Origin of the sequence: Nitratireductor luteus (assembly GCF_026162365.1) — a bacterium.
GTDB classification, from domain to species: Bacteria; Pseudomonadota; Alphaproteobacteria; order Rhizobiales; family Rhizobiaceae; genus Chelativorans; species Chelativorans luteus.
This window is the reverse complement of the sequence record NZ_JAOANW010000006.1, coordinates 325,954-349,764: the sequence shown is the minus strand read 5'-3', so window position 1 is coordinate 349,764 and position 23,811 is coordinate 325,954. Positions and strand designations below refer to the sequence as shown.

Annotated in this window: 22 protein-coding genes; 4 read left to right on the top strand and 18 right to left on the bottom strand. The window is 64.5% G+C overall.

Translation table 11 applies throughout. From position 1 onward, the window contains the following. Positions 1–77: 77 nt before the first annotated feature. From N1058_RS10580 to N1058_RS10565, 4 genes are read right to left on the bottom strand one after another with little or no spacing between them, the layout of a single operon-like run. Positions 78–1,250, bottom strand: a complete 1,173-nt coding sequence (locus N1058_RS10580) for an MBL fold metallo-hydrolase (RefSeq protein ID WP_265517472.1) — start codon at positions 1,248–1,250, stop codon at positions 78–80. Further along, entirely contained in the window at positions 1,250–2,329 is a 1,080-nt protein-coding gene (locus tag N1058_RS10575; protein ID WP_265517471.1) for an ABC transporter ATP-binding protein, read from the bottom strand. The genes N1058_RS10580 and N1058_RS10575 overlap by 1 nt, the downstream gene beginning before the upstream one ends. Then, on the bottom strand, positions 2,317–4,020 hold the full coding sequence (locus tag N1058_RS10570) for an ABC transporter permease (RefSeq protein ID WP_265517470.1): 1,704 nt from the start codon (positions 4,018–4,020) through the stop codon (positions 2,317–2,319). Before N1058_RS10570 ends, N1058_RS10575 begins: the two co-directional genes overlap by 13 nt. Before the next feature lie 12 nt (positions 4,021–4,032). Further along, positions 4,033–5,025 (bottom strand): ABC transporter substrate-binding protein, encoded by a 993-nt coding sequence (locus N1058_RS10565; protein ID WP_265517469.1) that lies wholly within the window; start codon positions 5,023–5,025, stop codon positions 4,033–4,035. Between the two features lie 304 nt (positions 5,026–5,329). On the opposite strand from N1058_RS10565, the gene N1058_RS10560 reads away from it, so the two are divergent. Further along, entirely contained in the window at positions 5,330–6,241 is a 912-nt protein-coding gene (locus N1058_RS10560) for a sugar-binding transcriptional regulator (RefSeq protein ID WP_265517526.1), read from the top strand. Positions 6,242–6,274: 33 nt separating this feature from the next. On the opposite strand, the gene N1058_RS10555 is transcribed toward N1058_RS10560, so the two are convergent. Continuing rightward, the gene (locus tag N1058_RS10555) at positions 6,275–6,643 is read right to left on the bottom strand and encodes a hypothetical protein (RefSeq protein ID WP_265517468.1); all 369 of its coding nucleotides are present in this window, start codon (positions 6,641–6,643) and stop codon (positions 6,275–6,277) included. A 176-nt stretch (positions 6,644–6,819) separates the two neighbouring features. On the opposite strand from N1058_RS10555, the gene N1058_RS10550 reads away from it, so the two are divergent. Together N1058_RS10550 and N1058_RS10545 are read left to right on the top strand one after the other, a co-directional pair. Continuing rightward, a complete protein-coding gene (locus tag N1058_RS10550) occupies positions 6,820–7,941 on the top strand; it encodes an anhydro-N-acetylmuramic acid kinase (RefSeq protein WP_265517525.1) in 1,122 nt (373 codons plus the stop codon). Positions 7,942–8,028: 87 nt separating this feature from the next. Continuing rightward, on the top strand, positions 8,029–8,943 hold the full coding sequence (locus N1058_RS10545) for an N-acetylmuramic acid 6-phosphate etherase (protein ID WP_265517467.1): 915 nt from the start codon (positions 8,029–8,031) through the stop codon (positions 8,941–8,943). Between the two features lie 6 nt (positions 8,944–8,949). On the opposite strand, the gene N1058_RS10540 is transcribed toward N1058_RS10545, so the two are convergent. The 13 genes from N1058_RS10540 to N1058_RS10480 all read right to left on the bottom strand — a co-directional run bounded on the left by N1058_RS10540 (position 8,950) and on the right by N1058_RS10480 (position 22,769). Continuing rightward, positions 8,950–9,711, bottom strand: coding sequence for an RES family NAD+ phosphorylase (locus tag N1058_RS10540; RefSeq protein WP_274709237.1), 762 nt, complete (start codon positions 9,709–9,711; stop codon positions 8,950–8,952). Beyond that, entirely contained in the window at positions 9,705–10,118 is a 414-nt protein-coding gene (locus tag N1058_RS10535; protein WP_265517465.1) for an MbcA/ParS/Xre antitoxin family protein, read from the bottom strand. Before N1058_RS10535 ends, N1058_RS10540 begins: the two co-directional genes overlap by 7 nt. Positions 10,119–10,235: 117 nt before the next feature. Next, positions 10,236–10,577, bottom strand: coding sequence for a RidA family protein (locus N1058_RS10530; RefSeq protein ID WP_265517464.1), 342 nt, complete (start codon positions 10,575–10,577; stop codon positions 10,236–10,238). 46 nt (positions 10,578–10,623) lie between these two features. Next, positions 10,624–11,730 (bottom strand): NAD(P)/FAD-dependent oxidoreductase, encoded by a 1,107-nt coding sequence (locus N1058_RS10525; protein WP_265517463.1) that lies wholly within the window; start codon positions 11,728–11,730, stop codon positions 10,624–10,626. Between the two features lie 7 nt (positions 11,731–11,737). Then, on the bottom strand, positions 11,738–13,090 hold the full coding sequence (locus N1058_RS10520; protein WP_265517462.1) for an aspartate aminotransferase family protein: 1,353 nt from the start codon (positions 13,088–13,090) through the stop codon (positions 11,738–11,740). A 3-nt stretch (positions 13,091–13,093) separates the two neighbouring features. Further along, positions 13,094–14,137, bottom strand: a complete 1,044-nt coding sequence (locus N1058_RS10515; RefSeq protein WP_265517461.1) for a histone deacetylase family protein — start codon at positions 14,135–14,137, stop codon at positions 13,094–13,096. Positions 14,138–14,179: 42 nt separating this feature from the next. Then, a complete protein-coding gene (locus N1058_RS10510) occupies positions 14,180–15,139 on the bottom strand; it encodes an NAD(P)-dependent oxidoreductase (protein ID WP_265517460.1) in 960 nt (319 codons plus the stop codon). Next, positions 15,132–16,427, bottom strand: coding sequence for an ArgE/DapE family deacylase (locus N1058_RS10505; protein ID WP_265517459.1), 1,296 nt, complete (start codon positions 16,425–16,427; stop codon positions 15,132–15,134). The genes N1058_RS10510 and N1058_RS10505 overlap by 8 nt, the downstream gene beginning before the upstream one ends. 213 nt (positions 16,428–16,640) lie before the next feature. Beyond that, complete coding sequence (locus N1058_RS10500) at positions 16,641–18,263, bottom strand: ABC transporter ATP-binding protein (protein WP_265517458.1); 1,623 nt, start codon at positions 18,261–18,263, stop codon at positions 16,641–16,643. 2 nt (positions 18,264–18,265) lie between these two features. Next, positions 18,266–19,105, bottom strand: a complete 840-nt coding sequence (locus tag N1058_RS10495; RefSeq protein WP_265517457.1) for an ABC transporter permease — start codon at positions 19,103–19,105, stop codon at positions 18,266–18,268. A 1-nt stretch (position 19,106) separates the two neighbouring features. Then, entirely contained in the window at positions 19,107–20,075 is a 969-nt protein-coding gene (locus tag N1058_RS10490; RefSeq protein ID WP_265517456.1) for an ABC transporter permease, read from the bottom strand. 246 nt (positions 20,076–20,321) lie between these two features. Continuing rightward, positions 20,322–21,869: an ABC transporter substrate-binding protein gene (locus N1058_RS10485; protein ID WP_265517455.1), complete on the bottom strand. Its 1,548-nt coding sequence runs from the start codon at positions 21,867–21,869 to the stop codon at positions 20,322–20,324. A 102-nt stretch (positions 21,870–21,971) separates the two neighbouring features. Further along, positions 21,972–22,769: a class II aldolase/adducin family protein gene (locus N1058_RS10480; RefSeq protein ID WP_265517454.1), complete on the bottom strand. Its 798-nt coding sequence runs from the start codon at positions 22,767–22,769 to the stop codon at positions 21,972–21,974. Between the two features lie 253 nt (positions 22,770–23,022). Between N1058_RS10480 and N1058_RS10475 the strand changes: the two genes are divergently transcribed. After that, positions 23,023–23,787, top strand: a complete 765-nt coding sequence (locus N1058_RS10475; protein ID WP_265517453.1) for a GntR family transcriptional regulator — start codon at positions 23,023–23,025, stop codon at positions 23,785–23,787. Positions 23,788–23,811 lie beyond the last annotated feature (24 nt).

Genomic DNA, 23,811 nt, shown 5'->3' with positions numbered 1-23,811 from the left:
TATTCGATGATCTGGAGCCCGTGCGGGCGTCGGGCGCGTCACATTCCACCTTCTTGTTTTCCGCATTCATGCAGAAGTCAGGTAATTCCACCTGACTGCAGGACATCAAAGCTCTGCCCCGTGCGAAACCGGGTTTTGAGCGGTGGAAGGTGGTCCCGTATCTGGTGGAGAACATCCAGTTCGCAGGAGTGCCCGAGCACCGCCGGCCGGCCAGCCGCTTCCCACAGCGCAAGGTTCTCCGGCAGGGTCGGGTGCGTCGGCAGGCGTATCCAGGCCGCGCGCGCCCGCTCGACCAGCAATGCCGCCGGAGAGCCCTTCGGCAGATGACCTGTCAAAAGGATCGGATAGCCCTGCTTGTCGGCCGTCCGAATGGCCGCCTTCGCCGGGCCGGCCACACCCATGCCATCATGCACCAGCAGCGGCCGCTCGGGCAACGCTGTTCCTGTCTCCCAATCAATGGCATCAGCCAGCTTTTCGCGCAGGCGTTCGGCGCGCCCCGGCCGCAATGCGCCAGCCACGCCGATTTGCATGGCGAGCGGCGCGCGCATGCCGGCCTCGATCGCAAATGGCAGATCCAGCGTCGCCATCAGCTCCAGCGACCGCCCGGAAAGCGGTGTCGGCAGCAGGCAGCCATCCCGGTTGGCGGCAACCCATACGGCGATCTCTCCCGCCCGTTCCGCCCCCGAAACGGTGTCAATCCCGTAGGAGGCGTCCAGAACCAGGACATCGCAGGCGGGCAATGGCTGCATGTCGAAAACGGGGCTGTTGGGCACCATGTCGGCAGCGTAGACGATCCTTCGCCCCTCATGCTCCACCGAAAACCAGACCCCGCCCGCCACGTGGCCGGAACTGCCGGTCTCCACCCGCATCGAACCCGCTTCAAGCACATCGCCCGGCCGGAAGATGCGTATCTGCCCGCCATCCGGCGGAAACCGCCTCAGTTCATCAGCGTCGGCATATTGCGTGAGCGTGGCCGGCATCTCGGCCCGCGTCTCCGCCGTCATATGGATCGGCCCGCGATAGCCAAGTTTCAGAAGCCGGCACAGCGCGCCTATATGGTCCTCATGGGCATGCGAGATGAACAGCGCGTCGATCTCGGTAACGGGTCGCGCGAGAAGGGGATAATACTCATCGCCCGAAGCACCGACCTTGATGCCCGCATCCAGCATGATCCGTGTCGCCCCATCGCCCACCGCGATGCTGGTGCGGCCCTTCTCACCGAATCCGCCCTGAAGATCGACCCTCAGCATCACGCGACTCCAGCGGCCGGGATCAGCCAGCCCGAGGTCAGGCGTAGCCGCGCGCGACCGCCGGCTTCGAATGTCACCGGATCCAGCTGGTCGAAATGCAGCCCCGTATTCGGCGCGCCGTCGGGCTCGAACTCCACGCGCGCCGCGCCGCCGCGGTAGACTGCTCGCGTTATCGTACCCGCGAAGCCTTCGCCCTTGCCCGTTACCGCCTCGATCTGCGATGCGCGGCAGCAGATGCGAGCGTTCCTGCGCGGGGTTTCGCCCTTGCGGCAGCGCACGACCAGTTCCTGGCCCAGCACCTTGACCTTGCACTCGCCCTTCTTCTCGTCGGTCAGCACATCGGCCGGAAGCACCATGCCCTGCGATATGAAGGAGGCGACCATCTCGTTGGCCGGCTCATGATAGAGCTCGCGCGGTGTGGCAAGCTGCATCAGCCGGCCGTGATCCATGACGGCGATCCGGTCCGCCAGCGCCATGGCTTCGGCCTGGTCATGGGTGATGTAGAGGATGGTGGTGCCGGTGCGCTTGTGGAAATCGGCGAACTCGTCCTCCATGGAGGCGCGCAGATGCACGTCGAGATTTGCCAGCGGCTCGTCGAACAGCACCAGGCTCGGCTCGGCAACGAGACAGCGCGCCAACGCCACGCGCTGCCGCTGCCCGCCTGAAAGATTGGCCGGTCGTCGGTCGGCATATTGTTCCATGTTCACCAGGGCGAGCGCGCCTTTCACCCGCGCCTCGCGCTCGGCCCGGCCCACGCGCGCCACCTTGAGCGCATAACCGATATTCTCTGCCACGCTCATATGCGGCCACAGCGCATAGTTCTGAAAGACGATGCCGACGCGGCGCCTTTCCGGCGGCACGTTCAGTTCGGTCGACGACACGACGCTTCCGCCGATGCTGACGCGCCCGCCCGTCACCTCCTCGAACCCGGCGATCAGGCGCAAAAGCGTGGTCTTGCCGCAGCCCGAAGGGCCGAGCACGGCGAGAAATTCGCCATCCGCCACGTCGATGGAAACGTCGTCGAGCGCATTGGTCCCGCCGAAACTCTTGGTGACGTTGTGGATGCTCAATCCCGCCATGGAAGCACTCCGTCCGGTAATCTGTTTGCAAAGAGGCTGGCGAGCAGCATCAGGAGAAAGGTGGTCGCGACCATGATGGCCGAGACCGCCGCCGCATATTTGGAATCGCCCCCTTGCTCAAAGGAGAAGATGATGACGCCGATGGTCTCCGATCCCGACGACCACAGCAGCGCCGACACCGTCAGTTCGCTGAGCGCCGTCATGAAGATGAGCAGGCCGCCGGCAATCGCCGCTGGCGCGATCAGCGGGAAGATGATGGTGCGCATCCGTGTGAAAAGTCCGGCGCCGGCCACCTGGGCCGCCTCCTCCAGCGCTCGGTCGAGCTGGAAATAGCCAGTGATCGTCGGCCTCACCGCCAGCACCAGGAAGCGCGCCAGATAGGCGTAAAGGATGATCCACACCGTATTGTAGATATGGATCCCGGTAATCGGCATCGGTTTCAGGAACAGAAGCAGCGAAGCGATGGCAAGCACCACGCCCGGCAGCGCATAGGGCAGTTCGATCGCCAGGTTCAGCGCCTTGACCCAGCGATGTTTGCCCCACGCGATCGCATAGGCAAGCGGAATGGCGACGAAGACGGCAAAGATGGCGGCGGTAGCGGACAGATAAAGGCTGTTCACAAATGCGCGCTTGGCGGCCGCATGTTCGAGGATGACGAAACGATAGTTCTCCAGTGTCGCCGTATCGGCGCTTAGCGTGACACCATAGCCGCGCACAAGCGATGTGAGGATGAGTCCGATCAGCGGCAGCACCAGGATGAAGGCTATCAGCAGCCACATGCCGATCTCGACGGGAATGCGCCAGCGGCCAAGCCTGTAGGGCGCGGCGGGTAGCGAGGTCGACGTGATGCGGAAGTCGCGCCGCTTGGCTATCCTGTCCTGCAACAGGATGCCGACCATGGCGATGATGCCGATCAGCACCGAAAGGAAGGCGACCTCCGAAAGCACCGCCGGGCCGCCGCCGGCCAGCCGCTGATAGATGAGCGTCGGCAGCACCAGATAGTTTGCCGGGATGCCCAGAAAAGCCGGAATGCCGAAATTGCCGACGCAGGACACGAAGGTCAGCGCCGCCGCACCCACGATGGACGGCGTCATCAGCGGCAGGATGACTGTGCGCAGCACGCGGAACCAGCTGGCGCCGCTCGATTGCGCTGCCTCGACCAGTTCGCGCGGCAGTTTGCGCAGGCCGGCGCGCACGATCAGGAAGACCAGCGGCGCATACTGGATGCCGAGCAGCAGCACGATGCCTTCCGGCGAGTAAAGCGGATTGGGCGTGCCGAGCGGCGGCGCCATGCCCAGAAGGTCCAGCATCGGGCTGGACGGTCCGAAAACCTGCAGCCATGCGAGCGCCGTCACCTGCGGTGCGATCATAAGCGGCGTAACGAAGCACAGGACGAAGGCCTGGCGTTGGCGCACATCGCTCAGCGACACGAGAAGAGCGACAGCCACGCCCAGGACGAGCGCGAGAAGCGTGCCGCCGAGGCCGACATACACCGTGTTCCAGGTGGCGACCCAGGTAGTGTTGTCGACAAGCCCGGAGCGGATGATGTCGAGGGAAAAACGGCCGCCCGGAAGAACGACCTCCTGAAGAAGCCGCGCCATGGGGAGCAGCGAAAGGACGACGATGAGGACGACGATCCCCACCGTCAGGGCCATCTGCTGGCCCTGACGCTCCTTGAATGCGACGGTCATGCGGCGGAAACCTCAGCCGCCGAACATGGTGGAGAACTTCTTCTTGTTCTCGTCGATCTCCTCGACGACCTTCTCGACGTCGACGGACATGATCTTGACTTCGGTGCCCTCGGGCAGCCAATCGGGGCGGCCGACCGATGGCTTGGCCGGCAGATAGCCTTGCTTCAACGCCAGCTTCTGCCCCTCGTCGGAGAGAATGAAGTCGACGAACTTCTTGGCCGCATCCGGGTTCTTTGCCGTGGACATGATCGCCACCGGCTCGGTCACCGCCGTCACGCCTTCCTCGGGGAACACGAATTCGATGGGCGAGCCGTCCTTCTTGGCATTCATGGCCATGAAGTCGACGAGCATGCCATAGGCCTTTTCACCGCTGGCCACCGATTTCAGCACCGCGCCATTGCCGCGCACGGCGACATGGCCATTCTGCTGCAGCGTCTCGAAATAGTCCCAACCGAGATCGTCACGGTTGACGAAAGCCGAGAGCATGTAGGCGGCGGCGCCCGAATAGAGCGGGCTCGGCATGATGGTGAGGCCCTTATAGGCCTCGCCGGTCAGGTCGGACCAATGCTCGGGCTTCTGCTCCGCCGCGGTGTTATAGGCGATACCGGTGGTGATGAGCTTGGAGCCGAAATAGGTCCTGTCGGCATCGTAAGCCGTTTCCTCGAAGCCTTCGACATTGGCCTCCGGATAGGGCATCAGCCGGTCATCCTTCTTCAGCGTCTCCATGCTCACCGCGTCGGCGATCAACAGCACGTCGGGCTGCGGGCTGCCGGCGGCGAACTCGGCCGCCAGCTTGGTCATCAGGTCGCTGGTGCCGGAGCGGAAGATTTCGACCTCGATGCCCGGATTGGCGGCCATGAATGCATCCACCGTCTCTGCGGCGTCGGCGTCCGGCTGTGACGTGTACAGGACCAAATCCTCGGCGAAAGCGGCCGGGGCAAAGGCTGCGGATGCGAGCAGTGCAGCCGCCAGGGCTGCCCCGCGGATCATGTATTTGCGTTCCATCGAAATGGACTCCTTTTGTTTGCGTCTTCCGACGACTGTCGTGTCGGAACTCCTCCCGTGCATGCGCAGTATGACAGCCAGATAACAAATGCGCCCGTCAATTGAACATGAACATATGTTTTCGGTCAATAACAAAAGAACGCAATAATATTTCGCGATTCGGGGCGCCTTCCGCCCGTTTGCCGCTCCGGCTATGTGTTAGGTTTCGGGCGACGAGAGATGGGGAATCAGCGACGTGCCGCGAAACGCCAAAAGAACGAAGCTGGGCGAGCCCCCGCTTTCCTCGGCCGACATCAACGTGAAGATGGCTTGGCTCTACCACGTCGAGGGACTGACCCAGGAGAAGATCGCCGGCCTTCTCAATGTCAGCCGCATGAAGGTCATGCGCGCGCTGGCCTCCACGGCCCAGGAGCATGTCGTCGTCACCACCGTCAATGCGGACACGACCGAGCAGATCGCCCTCGAGCGGCAGCTGGAAAAGCGGTGGAACTTGCGCAGCGCCATCGTCGTGCCCGCGCCGGAGGAGGCCCGCAATCTGGAACGCGCCATCGGCCATGCCGTCGCCCGCTACCTCGAGGAGCAGTTCCAGGACGGCATGACGCTGGCCATCGGCGGCGGCGCCACCCTGCATTCCAGCCTCGCCTTCATGGCCCGCCGCGACCTGGCGAACGCCACGGTGATCGGACTCGTCGGCAGCCTGCCGCATTCGCAATGGATCAATCCTTCCATCGTGGCCACCAAGGTCGCCGAGCGGCTGAAGGTGGACAGCTATCAGATCAGCGCGCCGGTGGTGGTCGACGATCCCACGCTGCGCGACCGTCTGTGGGAGCAGCCCTCGCTGCGCGATGTGCGCGAGCGGGCCGCGCGCGCCGACATGGCGCTTCTTACCGTCGGCGAAGTCTCGCCCGACGCAACGATCTTCCGGCACGGGATCGTGCCGAAGTCCCTGATCGAGCCTTTGCGCGAGAAGGGCGCGGTGGCCAACATGCTGTGCTACTTCATCGATGCCGGCGGGCGGCTGGTGGACCATGAGATCAACCAGCGGGTGATGGCCATCGAGCTCGATACGGTCTCCCGCATTCCGCACGTCATCCTGGCGGCTGGAGGTGAGCAGAAGGTCGAAGCGATCCTGGCGGCGCTGCGCGCCGTGCCGACACAGGCCCTGATCACCGATGCCGCGACCGCCGCGCTACTGCTCCAGGAGGCCGACGGCTGAAGGCGGGCTACAAAGCCCGATTCAAAACCGCTCTCAGAGCAGCCCGCGCTCGCGCATGAAATCGTCGAGGCCGACATGCGTCATCGCCTCGAACTCCTCCACTGCCTCGATCACCGCGCGGCGCTGCGCGGCAATCAGCAGCAGAACCTGCCGCATCTCGCCCGAGATGCCGAAGCGCGACCACCGGTCTGCCAGATGCGCCGGCAGGCCCGCCGCCGCGCAGAAGCCCTCGATGCTTTCGTAGCCGAGATCGGCGATGAGCGCCTTCGTTTCCTCCGGCGAGGAGCGTGGATCGAGCGCATGATCGCGAAATCGCTGTGCAAGCAACCGCACATCGGCGGGCCCGCCCGCCAGAACCTTTCCGAGCAAATCGGAGACCCCTGCCGGTTTCTGTGTCTGCATGAGCATATCTCCTCTTCTGTTCCGACCATATGCCAGCCGCAAAAGCCACTCAATCGAAATCGAGTGGGAACAAGTCGTCATCGCACTGCGATTTGCTGCCGCGCACCCCCTTGCCCATTGCAAGCCGCATCGAAAACCGGCAGGACGGCATGAACATCCGTGCCGGAGACCTTGCGATGAAGCCTGTATGGGCCGTTGGCCTGATGACCGGAACCGTCCTCGACGGCAATATCGACATCGCCATGATCAGGACCGACGGCGAGCGCATCGAGGAATTCGGTCCGTGGGAGCTCGTCCCATACCCCCGCGATATCCGCGGCCTCTTGGCCGACACGCTCCAGGCGGCGCGGGCGTGGCGCTTCGAGGGACCGGAGCCGGAGATATTCGGCGAGGCCGAGCGGGCGCTGACAGAAGCCCAGTCGCTCGCCGTGAAGGACTTTCTGGCAAGGCACGGCCGCTCGTCATCGGAAGTCGCGGCGGTCGGCTTCCACGGCCAGACGGTGCTCCACGCCGCACCGCAGAACGGTGCGCGCGGCTTCACCCGGCAACTTGGCGACGGCGCGCTGATGGCGGGCATCGTCGGCACCGACGTCGTCCATGATTTCCGCTCGGCCGACATGGCGGCCGGCGGACAGGGCGCGCCGCTGTCGGCCATCTACCACAAGGCCATGCTCGACCGGATCGGCGCCGGCAGCGACACCGCTATCCTCAATCTCGGCGGGGTGGCTAACATGACCTGGCGCGACGGCGACACGGTGATCGCTTTCGACACCGGCCCGGCCAACGCCCCCGTCAACGATTGGGTTGCCCGGCATAGCGGGGCCGACATGGATTTCGATGGCAAGATCGCCGCCAGCGGCAAGGTCGATGAGGGCAGGCTGAGTGCGCTGCTCCAGCATCCGTTCCTGACGGCGCCCTATCCCAAATCCCTCGACCGGTTCGACTTTTCCGCCTCCATGGCCGATGGCCTGGGCGTTGAGGATGGCGCGGCGACGCTGACCGCGTTCACCGCGGCCTCGGTTGCCAGGGCGCTCGACCTCCTGCCGCGGCGGGCCCTTCGCATCGTGGTCTGCGGCGGCGGGCGCAAGAACCCGCTGATGATGCGGGAGATCGCCTCACGCACCGGATGCGCCGTGGTTTCGGCCGACAGCGTCGGGCTGCGCGGCGACGCCGTCGAGGCGGAGTGCTTCGCCTATCTGGCAATACGCTCCTTACGCGGCCTGCCCTACAGCTACCCGCTCACCACCGGCGTGAAATCGCCGCAAACGGGCGGCGTTCTGGCCCGGGCAAACCCCTAGGCGGGCAGCCGCCGAAGGGCTTATCGCCCACGGGGAAGCGTGCTACAGAATATTGGTAGCAGGTTGGTATCAGGCAGGCGTGAAGCAATGCAGGCGAAACAGCACCCGCTCCAGACGGAAATCTCGGGCGGGAAGCATCTGGACGATCTCGATACGTCCACGCTCGTCTCGACGCTGGTCGAAAGCCAGGCCCATGCGATCGGAGCGCTAGAAAAGGCGATGCCGGCGATCGAACGGGCCATCGAGGCGGCCCTTCCCGTTCTCTCCGAGGAAAGCGGGCGGCTGATTTATTGCGGCGCGGGCACGTCCGGCCGCGTTGCCCTCCTCGACGCCGTGGAACTCGGCCCGACCTTCGACTGGCCGCCCGAGCGCATGCTCGTGCTCCTGGCGGGTGGAACCGAGAACTTCGCCGCTGCGCAGGAAGCCGCCGAAGACGACACCGACGCCGCCCGCAAGGCCGTGTCGGATGCCGAAGTCGGTGCCACGGATGTCGTGGTCGGCATCGCCGCGAGCGGCACCACGCCCTTCGTTTTGGAGTGCATGTCGCAGGCCCGGAAGCGCGGCGCGACGACAATCGGCTGCGCCAACAATGACGGCACACCCCTGCTGCAATCCGTCGCTTGGCCAATCCTGCTCGGCACCGGACCGGAAGCACTGCCCGGCTCGACCCGGCTGACGGCGGGGACGAGCCAGAAGATCCTGGTAAACGTCCTGTCAACTGCGTTGATGGTGCGGCTCGGCCGCGTCTATCAAGGCCGCATGGTGTCCATGCGCGTCAGCAACAGCAAACTCGTCGGGCGAGCGGTGACGATGGTCATGGATATCGCCGGCTGTGACGAGGAGCCCGCCCGACAAGCGTTGGAAGTCTGCGCTTATGAGGTGAAACAGGCGATTCTCGTCGCCGAGGGCATGACACCCGGCGAAGCCGCCGCCCTGCTCAGCCGAACCCGGCAACGCCTGGACGAGGCCCACGCCCTATGGAAGGGCCGGTCCACGAGTTGAACCCGGTCAGTAAAGGCTCTTCTTACCGGCTTCCACCGTTCCCAGCACCTTGAACACCTGCCCGCTGCCCGCATCCCGGTAGAAATCCACCCGTTCGCCGTTCCAGTGATAGTCGAGATGCCGGGCCTGCACCGGATTGGCGGCGCAGTCGGGATAGAAAAGCCCGGCGCAATCGCCGTCCGGGAAGCGGACACTGGGATAGACCACGCCGTCCGAGCCCGCTTCGCGAAGCCGAAGGCCGAGCGCCTGGGCAGGTGCATAGTCGTCGAGCTGGAGACTTTCGGCCCATTTGGCCGGGTCTCGGCGCAGATCGTGTAGCGCGGCATCGACGTCCATCACGATCTCGCGAAATTGCGATGTCCAGCCCGGTGCCTCTTCCGTAGCCGCCATGAAGCGCTGATGATGATGGATGGTCTCGAAAAGAGCCGTCTCGAAGCGGTCGCCGACATAAAGGACGCCGAAGCGCCCGGCGCTGAAGCGGCTCGGGCGGTCGGGGCTGACATGGGTGAAAGGCGCCATGAGATAGGTCGCGCCGGGGCCGGCAACGCGGCGTCCGGGCGGCACCAGGTCCAGATTGCCGATATTCGCCATCAGCCGGGGATTGGTCTTCTGCTCGGCCGAAAGCAGCAGCGGCCAGTCGGCCGGGTCGGCGATGTCCTCGAAGAGGTCGATGGGAGGATAGAGGCTGCGGATGATGCGCACCGCGCCCTTCCAGCCCACCCGGCTGACCGGCGGTGTGGCCCCGCGAATGGCATTGCCGTTCACCAGGCTCCGCGCTCCGCGTCGAGATAGCGGCGCACGCGCATCAAATCCGTCAATTCGCCGCCCAGCATGATGTCGAGCGCCGAATTGCCGCCAAAGGCCTCATTGGGTTTCGATATCCAGGAATAAGCGCGCTGCGGTTCGCGGAAGATGATGCGCAGGGCCTTGTGAATGCCCATCAGGTTGGAAAGCCGCGCCCGGCCGTCCCTGTCGATGCGCCCGACAGCCCCCGCCTTCCAGCGCGCATAGGTGCGCACCGGCATGTCCAGCAGAATGGCTGCCTGCTCGTCGGTCAGTTTCCAGCGCGAAAACAGGTTGACCGCCGCGCGAAACATCGCCCCCGCCTCCTCGTCGCTGACCGGCGAGGGAATGAATTCGGCAGCGCGCGTATCGATCGGCTGTAAAAGGACCATGGAACATCTCCCGGCTCAAACGGTCATGGCGATAGACGCTATATCGCCTGTTACCGGAAATATAGCGTCTTTCAGCCATTTGGCAAGGAAATGATGAAATGCGCCAGATGGCGATTTCTACTTGGCGGCAGTGATTATGACCTCGACCTTGTAGTTCGGCGTCGCCAGCCTGGCCTCGCCACAGGCTCGCGCAGGCGGGTTTTCCGGATCGATCCAGCCATCCCAGACGGCATTCATGTCGGCGAAATCCCCCATATCGGCAAGCCATATGACGGCCTGCAATATCTTCGACTTCGACGAACCCGCCTCGGCCAGAAGCCTGTCGACGGAGGCAAGCATGCTCTCCGTCTGCTCCCTGACGGTCTTGCCTTCACCCACCTGGCCAGCCAGATAGATCGTATCGCCGTGAACGACGATCTGGCTCATGCGGGGCCCCTTGTGACGGCGTTCGATTGTCATGTTTCATCCTTTTGAGAAATTACAGGTAAACCGGAAGCCGGTTCTATCAGGCAGCCAAGCGGTCCGGCGCAAGCCGGGATACGAGGTCTTCCAGCACCGGCGTCCGGTTCTCCAGCAGGCTGGCGGCGAAGGCCGAAAGGGCCGGCGCCGTCTGAATGCCATAGCCGCCCTGGCCGGCAAGCCAAAAGAAATTCTTCGCCCCCGCATCGTAGCCCACGACCGGCGTATGGTCGGGCGCGAAGGTGCGCAGGCCCGCCCAGCTCCGCTCGACCCGCGTCACCGCCATGGTCACCGCCTGCTCGAACCGATAGAGCCCCTCGGCCACCACCATGTCGTCGGCAAAGGCGTCGTGCGGGTCCACCGGGTCCTCATCGCAGGGCGACACGAAAAGCCGTCCGCCATCGGGCTTGAAATAGAACTGCTCGGTCACCTCGTCGACCAGCGGCCAGCGCGACGGATCGATGCCCTCGGGCGCCGGCAGCACCGCCATGGAGCGCCGCAGCGGCGTCAGCCCGACAGGCGTCACACCGCACCGTTTCGCTACCGTATCGGCCCAGGCGCCAGCGGCATTGACGATAGTGCCGGCATCGATCGCATGGCGCCGGGTCTCGATCTTCCACCGCCCGCCCGCGTGCTCGGCGCGCACCAGCCCGTCGCCCGAAATCACCGTGGCGCCCTGCCCCCGCGCCTTCTTCAGCCACCCCTGATGCAGCGCATGCACATCGATGTCCTGGGCGTCGGGCTCGTAGGCGGCGGCCCGCAGATAATCCGGATCGAGGATGGGCACCATCTCCCGCGCCCTCTCCGGCGATATCTCCTCCACGCCGATTGCATCGGCGGCAAGATCGGCGACCGCGCCCGCCCGCTCCTCATCGGCAATGTAAAGAATGCCGCGCGGTGTAAGCAGCGGATGCGGGAAAAGCGCATCCTGCGCGCGAAACATCGGCCCGCTTGCCTCGTTCAGCGTGCGGATCGGCCCATTGCCGTAGTTGCGGATATAGATCGCGGCGGAGCGCCCCGTCGAATGATAGGCGAGATCGCGCTCCTGCTCGAGAATGACCACCTTGGCCCGGTTCTCCAACGCCGCCGCCAGGCCGACGCCGGCAATGCCGCCACCGACGACCAGAATATCGGTGGAAAGGGTTTCCTTCATTACGATCTCAGCCGATCTCGCCCGCGACGTCCGCCACCGCCGCTTCGGCAAGGTCGAACATCTCGTCCACCTGCTTCTCCGAAATGATCAGCGGCGGGCAGAAGGCGAGCGCGTCGCCCATATTGCGCGAGATCAGGCCGCGTTCCTGCATCGCCTTGTTGACCCGGCCGCCCAGCGCGCCAGCACCGGGCAGGCTTTCATGGGCGAACTCCACCGCGCCGATAAGCCCGATGCCCCGCGCTTCCACCGCCAGGTCGTGCTCGCCAAGCTGGTTCAGACGCTTCATGAAGCGCGGGCTGATCGCCTGCACATGGGCGACCAGATCACGCTCCTCGATGATCTTGAGGTTCTCCAGCGCGACCGCCGCCGCGACGGGATGGCCGCTGCCCGTATAGCCATGGCCCCAGACGCCGATCCTGGCCGATTCGTCCGCCACCGGCCCGTAGACGTTCTCGTTCACCAGCAGCGCCGAGATCGGCATGTAAGATGAGGAAAGCTGTTTCGACAGGGTCATGATGTCGGGCTCGAGATTGAAGGTCTCGGTGCCGAACATCCTGCCCGTTCGGCCGAAACCGCAGATCACCTCGTCGGCGACGAACAGGATGCCGTGTTTCTTCAAAACCGGCTGGATCGCCTCCCAATAGCCCTGCGGCGGCACGATGACGCCGCCGGCGCCCATCACGGGCTCGGCGAAGAAGGCGGCGATCGTCTCCGGCCCTTCCCGCACGATCATTTCCTCAAGGTCTGCCGCGCAGCGCCTGGCGAACTCCGCTTCGCTCTCGCCGTCCTTCTTCATCGTGCGGTAGTGCGGGCAGGTCGTGTGCAGCACGCCGTCGATGGGCAGGTCGAAGGAGCGGTGGTTGTTGGGCAGCCCGGTCAGGCTGGCGGCGGCCAGCGTCACGCCGTGATAGCCCTTGACGCGCGAGATGATCTTCTTGCGCTGCGGCTGTCCGAGCGCGTTGGAGCGGTACCAGATCAGCTTGATCGCCGTGTCGTTGGCCTCCGATCCCGAATTGGTGAAATAGGCCTTGGACATGGGCACCGGCGCCATGGAAACCAGCTTCTCGGCCAGTTCGGCGGAGGGGCCATGTCCCTTGTGGGTGAAGGTGTGGTAATAAGGCAGCTTCTCCATCTGCCGCATGGCCGCGTCGGCAAGGCGCTTCTCGCCAAAACCCAGCGCCACGCTCCACAGCCCGGCCATGCCCTCGATATAGCGCTTGCCGTTATTGTCGTAGACATGGATGCCCTCGCCCCGCTCCATGATCAGCGGGCCGGCCTCCTCGTGCTTGCGGGCGTCCGTATAGGAATGCAGGTGATAGGCTACGTCCCGGGCTTCGATCGAATTGGGCAGAGGTTTCATGGATCACATCTCTTCGGAAATTGCAGCCAGCGCATCGCGCGTGGCCGTCAGGTAGATTTCGGCATTGTCCGTCAGCGACGGGCCCAGATACCCGCCTTCCTGAATGAGTGCGGTCGGCAGGCCAAGAGCCACGATCTCGCGCGCCATTGTGGCAAAGCCTTCGCCCGTCATGTTCACCTCCGACAGCGGATCGTCGCCGGCCATATCGAAGCCGAGCGAGACGACCAGCGCTTCGGCGCCGAAAGCCTCGATCGCCGCCAACCCCTCGCGGAACCGGGCGAGGATGGCTTCGGCGCCTGCGCCGGGCGCAAGGCACAGATTGAGCGTCGCCCGCGCGCCCGCGCCCTCGCCGCGCTCGTCCTCATAGCCGAGATAGTAGGTCGGGTAGTTGTCCGGATCGGTATGCATCGAGCAGACGAACACGTCGCCGCGCTCATAGAAGATGTCGAGCGTGCCATTGCCGGTGTGGGTGTCGATGTCGAGGATCGCCACCCGCGAGAATTTTTCGCGCAGGCTCTGCGCCGCGATGGCCGCATTGTTGAAGACGCAGAAGCCGTTGGAGGCATCGTGCAGGGCATGGTGGCCGGGCGGGCGGCACAGGCCATAGACCGCACGCTCGCCCGCCTTCACGCGCGCCGCGGTTTCGAGCGCCGTCTGCGCCGACCAGTAGACCGCATCCCAGGTGCCTTCCCGCATCGGCACGGAAGTGTCCGTCGCATACCAGCCGAGCTGGCCGAAAACGGAGGAGGAAGGCCGGCCGGCGCGGCGGCCAGGGTGGCAATTGGGGATCGGCTCCTGATCGCCCGCCTCCGCCCGCCAGCGCCGCCAGGCATCCTTCCAGAAATCGACATAGCCCGCATCGTGGACCGCCTTGATCGGCGCCTCACCGAAATCGCGCGGGGCTTCTATCACAAAGCCGTTCCGCAACAGCATGTCGCGGATGAGGATGGCGCGCTCGGGCTGTTCGGGATGGCTGATATAGGCCCCCCGCCTGAAATATCGCTCGGGATCGTGCCTCAGCTGCCGCTCGTCGAATATGGCTTTCATGTCGTTCTCGTTTCACCTGCAGGGAAAGACCCCCGCTTCACATCAGTACCCACTCGCCCGATCCACCATCGTTTCCGGCACCATGCCCGCCACCACATCCTGCGCTGCCTGCGCAACCTGGGCGGCCATCAGAACCGACGAGGGTTCGCTGGCCTGATGGGGCGTGACCAGAACGCGGTCATGACGCCAGAATGGGTGCTCAGGCGGCAGCGGCTCGCGCTCGAAGACATCGAGCGAAGCCGCCCGCAGATGGTCGGCGTCGAGCGCCGCCAGCAAGTCCCGCTCAACGAGATGCTCGCCCCGCCCGAGCTGGATGAGCACCGACCCCCGCGGCATGGCGGCGAAGAAGCGCGCATCGAGGAGGCCTCGCGTCTCCGCTGTCAGCGGCAGCACGTTGATCAGGAGGTCGGAGCGCGCGGCAACGCGCATCGTCGCATCCGTCCCGGCCTCGTATTCGACGCCCGCCATGGGCGCAGCCGGGGCATTGCGCACCGCCGCCGCCACCTTGAAGCCCATACCCGTCACGGCCCGCGCGATGGCCCTGCCCATCAGCCCGAAACCCAGGATGCCAACCGTGCAATCGCGCGGCGGCACGAAGCTGTCGATGCCCTGCCGCGCCCACTCCTGGCGGGCCTGATGAACAATGTGATGGCGCATGTTGCGATGGTGCCAGACCACGTGCCAGGCGGCGAACCCGGCCATGAAATCGGCCTGGTTCTCGTCCCGCACCCGCGCCACCACCGCATCCTTGGGCAGGCTCGGGCAGTTGACGATGCTGTCGACGCCCGCCGCGATAGAGCAGGCGAGCCTGAGAGCCGGATAGGGCGCGAAGGCGTTCGCCGCCGGCCGCCATGCCAGGGCGAAGCGCACCTTTAGCGGATCGTCTATCGCCTCCGGCCGCCTGAGGCGGACGCGGTCGCGGTGTGGCTCGAAATAGCGCGCGAACATCTCTTCGAGATCGAACGCGGCGCTCAGATAGACGCCCTCGATCGGTTCACCCATTTCCGGCCTCGACCGGCTCGACGCCGCACCAGTCGGCGATGAAGAGGGCGATGGACCCGGTGACGCGCTTGATCGACGAAAGGCTCACCCGCTCGTCGAAGCCATGGATGTTCTCGGTAATAGGGCCGTAGACGAGGCATGGCATGCCGGCATAGATCACGAAGACGCGCGCATCGAGATAGCCCGGCGTGACGAAGCTTTTCAATTCGCTGGACGTCGCCCGGCGATGCGCCTCGGCCAGCGCGGTCTCCGCGTCGCTTCCCTCCTCCAGGATATAGCCGCGTGCGAAAAAGCCGTTCCACGTCACCTGCGGCGAGCGATTGCCGAGAAAGGGATCGTCCGCCAGTTCGCGCGCCAGATGCGCCTCGATCTCGGCCGCGCGCTCCTTGGGGTCGTCGCCCGGATAGATGGCGATGCGGCAGGAAAGCTTGCACCAGGCCGCAACGGTCGAGGCCCAGTCGCCGCCTTCGATCTTGCCGACATTGAAGTTGATCGGATGGTCCAGCTCGGCGAAATAGGGATAGTTCGCCTTCTGCCCGTTCCAGTCCGCGGTAAGCCGCTTCAGGCTTTCGATGACGCGGAAGCTTGCCTCGATGGCGTTGGCGCCGGTGCCCGCCTCGCGCACATGCACCGGGTGGCCCGCCACATGCACCTCGAACCACAGCACGCCGCAATTGGCCCGCACCAGCATCTCGTCCTCCGGCTCGGGGATGATGGCGGCGTCGGCCGTATAGCCTTCGACGAGGCAGGCCAGCGCGCCGTTGCCTGTGCATTCCTCCTCGACCACGCTTTGCACATGCACCCTGGCCGCCGGCTGAAGGCCGATGCGGCGCAGCGCGTCGAGCGCGAAGATATTGGCGGCGATGCCGGCCTTCATGTCGCCGCCGCCCCGCCCGTAAAGCCAATCGCCCACCCGCTTCGGCTCATAGGGCGGCGAGACCTCCCACATGTCGTGTGGGCCTTCCGGCACGACATCCATATGGCCGTTGAGGATCAGCGACTTTCCCTTTTCCGCGCGCGGCTGATGGGTGGCGACGACGTTGACAACATCGGAATAGTCGATGGCGACGGGTGAAAAGCCCGGATGGTCCCTTATCTTGTCCTCGTCGATCCTGAAGGTGCGCACGTCGTATCCGCGATCCACCAGCGCCTTGTGCACGAAGTCCTGAGCCGGCTTTTCTTCGCCGCGCAGGGAAGGGAAGCGGATCAGGTCTTCGGTGAAAGCTATCTGCTCCTCGAAGCCTTCATCGACGGCGGCGAGTATCTTTCGGGTAAGTTGTTCGTCCACTTTGGTTTTCCTGATCGTTTATTGACTGCGCCCAAATTGCTCCCTCTCTCCTGCCGGACATCTCCCCCTCAAGGGGGGAGATTGGCTGTCGTGATCTGCTTCGCCAACTCTTGAAGAAGAAGCGAAACATCGAGGAAAAGATAATCTCCCCCTTGAGGGGGAGATGCCCGGCAGGGCAGATGGGGGATGGCTTGGCGCCACCGAAAATCACCCTCACCCCGCCGCCGCCAATTCTTTCTCGCGGCCGGGAATGGCCTCGATCAAGGTTCGCGTATAAGCATTCTGCGGATTCTCGAAGATCGCGCGCGCCGGCCCCATCTCCACCACCTCACCCATCTGCATCACCGCGATCCGGTCGCATATCTGCGCGGCGACGCGCAGATCGTGCGTGATGAAGATCAGCGCCAGATTGAGCTTTTCCTTCAGCTCGGCCAATAGGTCGAGCACCTGCGCCTGGATGGAAACGTCCAGCGCGGAGACGGCCTCGTCGGCGATGATCACCCGCGGCTCCAGCGCCAGGGCGCGGGCGATACCGATGCGCTGCCGCTGACCGCCGGAGAACTCGTGCGGATAGCGGTCGATGGAGAGCGCATCCAGATCCACCAGTTCGAGTAGTTCGACGGCCCGCGCATAGGCCTCCGCCTTCGGCACGCCATGCGCCATCGGCCCCTCGGCTATGATGCGGCCGACCTTGGAGCGCGGATTGAGCGAGGCATAGGGGTCCTGGAAAATCATCTGGATCGATTTGCGCGCCTCGCGCAGCGCCCTGCCGCTCAGCTTTGCCATGTCCTGACCGGCAAGCCGCACCGTTCCCGCGTCCGGCGCCATCAGGCGCACGAGACAGCGCCCGACGCTCGATTTGCCCGAGCCGGACTCGCCCACAATGCCGAGCGTCTCCCCCTCCGCCAACGTCAGGCTGACATTTTGCACCGCCTTGACCACCCGCTTGTTACCGCCGAACAGGCCGCCGCCGGTGACATAGGTCTTGGACAGGCCCTCCACTTCCAGCACCTTCTGTCTGCCGATGGCATCCTGCTCGCGGTCCGTGGCGAGCTTCGGGATCGCGGCAATCAGCTTGCGCGTATAATCATGCTGCGGATCGTCCAGCACCGCGTCCGCCGAGCCCGTCTCGACGATCCTGCCATACTGCATCACCGCCACCCGGTCGGCGATCTCGGCCACCACGCCGAAATCATGGGTGATGAACATCACCGCCATGCCGTGCTTTTCCTGCAGATTGCGGATGAGCTCCAGGATCTGCGCCTGGGTGGTGACGTCGAGCGCCGTGGTCGGCTCGTCGGCGATCAGGATTTCCGGCTCCAGCGCCAGCGCCATGGCGATCATCACCCGCTGGCGCTGCCCGCCGGAGAGTTGAAACGGATAGGCCCGCGCCGCCTTTTCCGGATCGGGAATGCCCACTTCCGTCAACAGCGCGATGGCGCGGGCCGAGCGCTCCTTCGCGGTAAGCAGATTATGCGCCTCGAACACTTCGGCGATCTGATCCTCCACCCGCATCAGCGGGTTGAGTGCCGACATCGGCTCCTGAAAAATCATCGCGATGCGCCGGCCGCGCAGATCCAGGAGTTGGGCTTCGCTCAGCGTGAGGAGGTCGACGCCGTCGAACAGGATGCTGCCGCCGACCGGGCGCACGAGATCGGGCAACAATCCCATCATGGCATTGGCCGACATGGACTTGCCGGAACCCGATTCCCCCACGATGCACAGGATCTCGCCGGCGTTCAGCTCGAAGCTGACATCGTCGACGGCATAGTCGCGGTCGGCTCCTTCGGGAAGCGCGATGCGCAGGTTTTCGATGCGAAGGACAGGATCGCTCATCGCTATTTCCCCTTTCGCGCCAGACGCGGATTGAGCGCGTCGTTGAGGCCTTCGCCGATCAGGTTGAGCGCCAGGACGGTGAGCAGGATAGCGACGCCGGGGAAGAAGGAAAGCCACCAGGCCTGCCGGATGACGGTGCGTGCCGCCCCGATCATGTATCCCCACGACATCAGATTGGGGTCGCCCAGCCCGAGAAAGGAGAGCGAGGATTCCAAAAGGATCGCGGTGGCCACCATCAGCGACGCCAGAACGATGATCGGCGAGATCGTGTTGGGCAGCACCTGCCGCAGGATGATCGTGCCGCTGGTCTGCCCCGAAAGGATCGCCGCCTCCACATATTCGCGGGAGCGCAGCGACAGCACCTCGCCGCGCACCAGACGGGCCACCGGCGGCCAGCTTACGATGGCGATGGCCGCGACGATGGAATAGATGCTGGGCTGGAAGATCGCCACCAGCACGATGGCCAGCGCGAAGCTCGGCACCGTCTGGAAGAACTCGGTAAAGCGCATCAGCGCATCGTCCGCCCAGCCGCCGAAATAGCCGGCCAGCGCCCCGATGGGAATGCCGATCAGGAGCGCCGCCACGGTCGAGACAAGCCCCACCAGCAGCGACACCTGGGCGCCATAGGCCAGCCCCGTCAAAACGTCCCGGCCCAAGGCGTCCGTACCGAGCGGATGGGATGGCATGTCGAGGGGCGCCAGGAACGGCCGCTGGACCATGCGCCAGGGCGACTGCGGAAAGAGCACCGGTGCCAGGATCGCCACCACGAGCACGATGACCAGGATCACGACCCCGATGACGGCGCCGCGATTGCGGGAGAAGCGTTTCCAGAAATCAGCCATGTCAGCCCACCCGTATTCTTGGATCGACGAACCGGTAGAGAATGTCCGTGATGAGATTGAACAGAAGCACCATGGCCGACGAGATGAAGAACACGCCGAGCAGCACGTTGTAATCGCGCTGTGCCAGCGCCTCGAACATCAGCCGCCCGATCCCCGGCCATGCGAACACCGTCTCGGTGAGCACCGCACCGCCCACCAGTTGCCCCGCCTGCAGGCCAGCAAGAGTCACGACCGGCAGCATGGCGTTGCGGAAGATGTGGCGGCGCTGGATGATGCCGGACCTCAGCCCCTTGGCGCGCGCCGTCTTGACGAAATCGAGCTGGCTCACCTCCAGCATCGAGGCGCGCGTCATGCGCATGTAGACGGCCATGAAGAAGAGGCCGAGCGTGGTCGCCGGCAGGATGAGATGCTGGCCTATATCGAGAACGCGCCTGAAGCCGGTATAGTTCGCCCCCACCGTTTCATAGCCGAAGCCCGGCAGCCAGTTGAGCGTGACGGAAAACAGAAGCACCGCCATCAAGGCCGCCCAAAACAGCGGCGTGGCATAGAACAGGAGCGCCAGGGTGGAGATCAGCGTGTCGGACCATTTGCCAACCCGCGCCGAGGCCAGCACACCCGCCAATGTTCCAAGCAGCAACGAGATGACGAACGCCGTCATGGTCAGAAGCAGCGTCGCCGGCAGGCGCGAAAAGATGAGGTCGGCCACCGGCATCTGCTGCCGGTAGGAAAAGCCGAGGTCGAACTGCAGCACACCGCCGAGATAGATGCCGAGTTGCGTGAGGAGCGGCTTGTCGAGGCCGAACCGCGCGCGCAGATCGGCGATGAATTTCTCGTCGGCCGCCCCCGCCTCCCCCGCCATCACGGCGGCCGGGTCGCCGGGCGCGGCGTGGATGAGGAAGAAGTTCAGGATCAGGATGGCGATCAGGATGATCACCGCCTTGCCCAGTCGCATCAGGATAAAGCGTAGCATGGGTTACTGGCTCGAGCCTCACTGGTGGCTAACGTCGACGGTATGCGCCTGTTCACCCCCCTCTGCCTTGCCAGGCATCTCCCCCTCAAGGGGGGAGATTAGCTGTCACGACTGGCTTCGCCGCTCTCCAACCGCTGCAGGAAAAGCGCAACAGCTATGAAGGCTGATCTCCCCCCTTGAGGGGGAGATGTCCGGCAGGACAGAGGGGGGGCGCGAAGGGCGCAAACGCAAACAGATCCGCCGATCTCACTCTTCGATGTAAGCGTTCTTGAACCCGTCATTGACGCCGATGGCCGTGGTCACCAGATCCTTGACGTTGCAGCGGTAGATGGTCGGGAAGCCGAGTTCCAGAAGCCAGGCGACCGGAACGTCCTCCGTCAGTATCTGCTGGACTTCCGTATAGAGCTGCTGGCGCTCCTCCTTGGTCACGGCGACCGCGGCCTGCGCGAACAGTTCGTCGACCTTCGGGTTCTCATAACCTTCGACATTGTTCCACTGCGATCCCTTGGCGATGTTGCTGGAGATGTAGGTGCGGGCAACGCCCAGCGCCGGATCGCCATACTGGTAGAGATAGGTGAAGGCCATGTCGTAGTCCCACTCGGCCAGCTTCTGGTTCCAGCCGGCCACATCCGTGGCGACGATCTCGACATTGATGCCCACTTCGCCGAGATTCTGCTTCACCGCCTCGGCCCAGCGCTGCCAGGTCTCGCCATAGGGCAGCGGCAGAAGGCGCACGGTCTCGCCGTCGTAGCCCATCTCTTCCAGAAGCGCCTTCGCCTTCTCCGGGTCGTGATCATACTTGTTCACGTCGTCGGTGAAGAAGCGGGTGGAGGAGGAAACAGGGCTTTGGGCGATCTTGCCAAGATCGTTCCACAGCGCGCTCTTGGCGAACTCGCGGTCCATCGCATACATGACCGCCTGCCGGAAACGCTTGTCGGCGGTCGGGCCTTCGCGGTTGTTCAGCCACATCCACGAATGGGGTCCGAAATACTCCCAGCCCTTGTCGGTGATGCAGGTATTGTCCATCGCGGCGATGCGCTGGACGTCGAAATTCTCTACCGAACCGCCCGGAAGGATATCGACCACGCCCGTCTCATAGGCGACCGCGCGGGAGGCGGCATCCGGGATCACATGCCAGTAGATCTCGTCGAGATAGGGCAGGCCCTCCTCATAATAGTCCTCGTTCCTGACGAGACGGATATGCGAGCCCTTCACCCATTCCTCGAACTTGAACGGGCCGGTGCCGATCGGCGTGTTGTTGGCGGGGTTGTTCTCGTAGTCCGTGCCTTCATAGATGTGCTTCGGGATCATCGGCATGGTGCCGACCTCGAAGATGCCCATGAAGGGGCCGAAGGGCTGCTTGAGCTTGAAGACGACGGTCGTGTCGTCCGGCGCGGTGATCGATTCCACATGTTCGAGCGAGGTGCGCAGGCGCGCATGGGTCTCGCGCAGGAACTTGTCGGCGGAGAAGACGACATCGGCCGACGTGAACGGCTCGCCGTCGTGCCACTTCACATTGTCGTGCAGCTTGAACGTGTAGGTCAGCCCGTCCTCGGAGACCTCCCACGATTTTGCGAGCTGCGGCATCGGCTGCAGATCTGTATCGTAGCGGAGCAGTCCCTCATAGATGTTGCCGGCCACCATCTGGGTCGGCCCATTCTGCACCAGACCGACCATCAGGCTCGGCGGTTCGGGCTGGATCACCACATTGGCGCGCCCGCCGGAAACCGGCTCGGCGTGAAGGGCGGTGGAGACCAGGAGGGCCGCCGCGAGTGTCGTCAGTCTTTTCAGCATGGCTGTCGTTCCCCTTTTTTTGCCGGTCCCGCGGGCTGATTGCCTCTTCTTCGCCGGTCCGATTGGCTTTGCTTGTCCGTCTGCCCCGTCAGATCACCCTTATCAATCCACGAGGTCCGGATAGTGCTTGATGGCGAGGCGCTGGAAAGCGTCCCACTGCGGGTCCGGCTTGTTGCCGGTCTGGTGCTCGTCCCAGCCCTCGTATTGGCGGGCGGTCTTTTCCGCCAGGGCCTCGTCGATCAGTCGCGGCGTGCCGCCGGACGACATGATGGCAAGCTGCGCCCGGCAGGCGCGCTCCATGTTGAACATCAGCGCGAAGGCCTCGCCCACCGTGCGTCCGCAGGTGAGCAGCCCGTGATTGCGCAGGATCATCACATTGCGGTCGCCGAGATCGGCCACCAGGCGCTCGCGCTCGCCGAGGTCCAGCGCGATGCCCTCATAGTCGTGGAAGGCGACGCGCTTGTGGAACTGCAGTGACCACTGATTCAGCGGCAGTATGCCCTCCTCCATCGAGGAGATGGCGACGCCGGCCACCGTATGTGTGTGCAGCACGCAGTGCACATCGGGCCGCGCGGCGTGGACGGCGCTGTGAATGGTGAAGCCGGCCTTGTTGATGCCCGCGCCATGGTCGTCGCGCAGGATGTCGCCATTGATGTCGACGGTCACCAGGCTCGATGCCGTCACCTCGTCGAAGCGCAGGCCGAACGGGTTGATGAGGAAGGCATGCTCGCCTTCCTCGCGCGGCGCGCGGCTGGAGATGTGGGTGAATATGCTGTCATCCAGGTGGTAATGCGCGATCAGCCGATAGGCAGCCGCAAGCTCGATGCGCTCGCGCGGCTGGGCCTCGTTGACGTTGCTGGAGTGCTTCTGCGTATCCGCAAGTCGGCTGTGCGCGGTCATCTAATTCCCCTTCTGGTGGAACACCGGAAAGCGCAAGGCGCTTCCGAGCCCTCGATTCCAGGACCAAGGCCGTTCGGCGCGGCGAACCCGCCAAGAGCAGTCAGGCAACCACAGCGGCTCCATCATGTCAATTGTCGACAATCGGCAAAAATTCAGAAATACTCGTCAAGGTCCTCGCGCCAGCAGCGCGAAGTCCTGCAATTTGGGAAGGTCCGCCGAAAGCAGACCGAGGGCATGAACGGGAACGAGGCCGATGGACGACAGACCCGGCGATCAAGACAGGGACCGGCAAGGTGCGGACCGAATCGGCGCCCCCGGCGACGCGCGCCTGTTCTCCGTCGTCACCGCCACCGACCTCGTCACCCAGATCGCGCGCCAGATTACCGAGGCCATCGTCACCGGCCGGCTCAAGCCCGGCGCCCGCCTGACGGAGCTGCAGCTGTCCCGCGAGTTCGGCACCAGCCGCGCGCCCATCCGCGAGGCCGCCCGCCTGCTGGAAAGCCAGGGCCTCGTCGTCTCCAGCCCGCGCCGTGGCTTTTTCGTGCGCACCCTCGAAGCGGAGGATCTGCGCGACATATACGAGTTGCGGATCGGCCTGGAGCTCCACGCCGCCTCGATTGCCATTGACCGCATCGGCCCTGCCGACATCGCCGGGCTGGAGCGCCAGATCGAGAAAATGTACACGCTGGCCGACCAGGGCTCCTTCGAGCAGCAGATCTTCGAGGACTTCACCTTCCACCGCATGCTCTGCCAGGCAAGCGGCAACAGAAGGCTGCTCAGGGTCTATGACGAGCTCGCCACCGAAATGCGTTGCGGCATCACGCTCATCGGCAAGCTCTACGACGACCCCCACCGCCTCGCCGGCACCCACGAACCCATCCTTGAAGCGCTCAAGGAAGGCGACCGCGACCGGCTGCTGGCGGCGCTCAGATATCACATCGCGGTGGCGCAGGACGCGGTGGTCGAGCTGTTTGCCGGCACGGGGGCCAGCACCAGGGAACGCGGCTCCGGCTCGTGAAGGATCATCGAGGCCGGCGTGCCG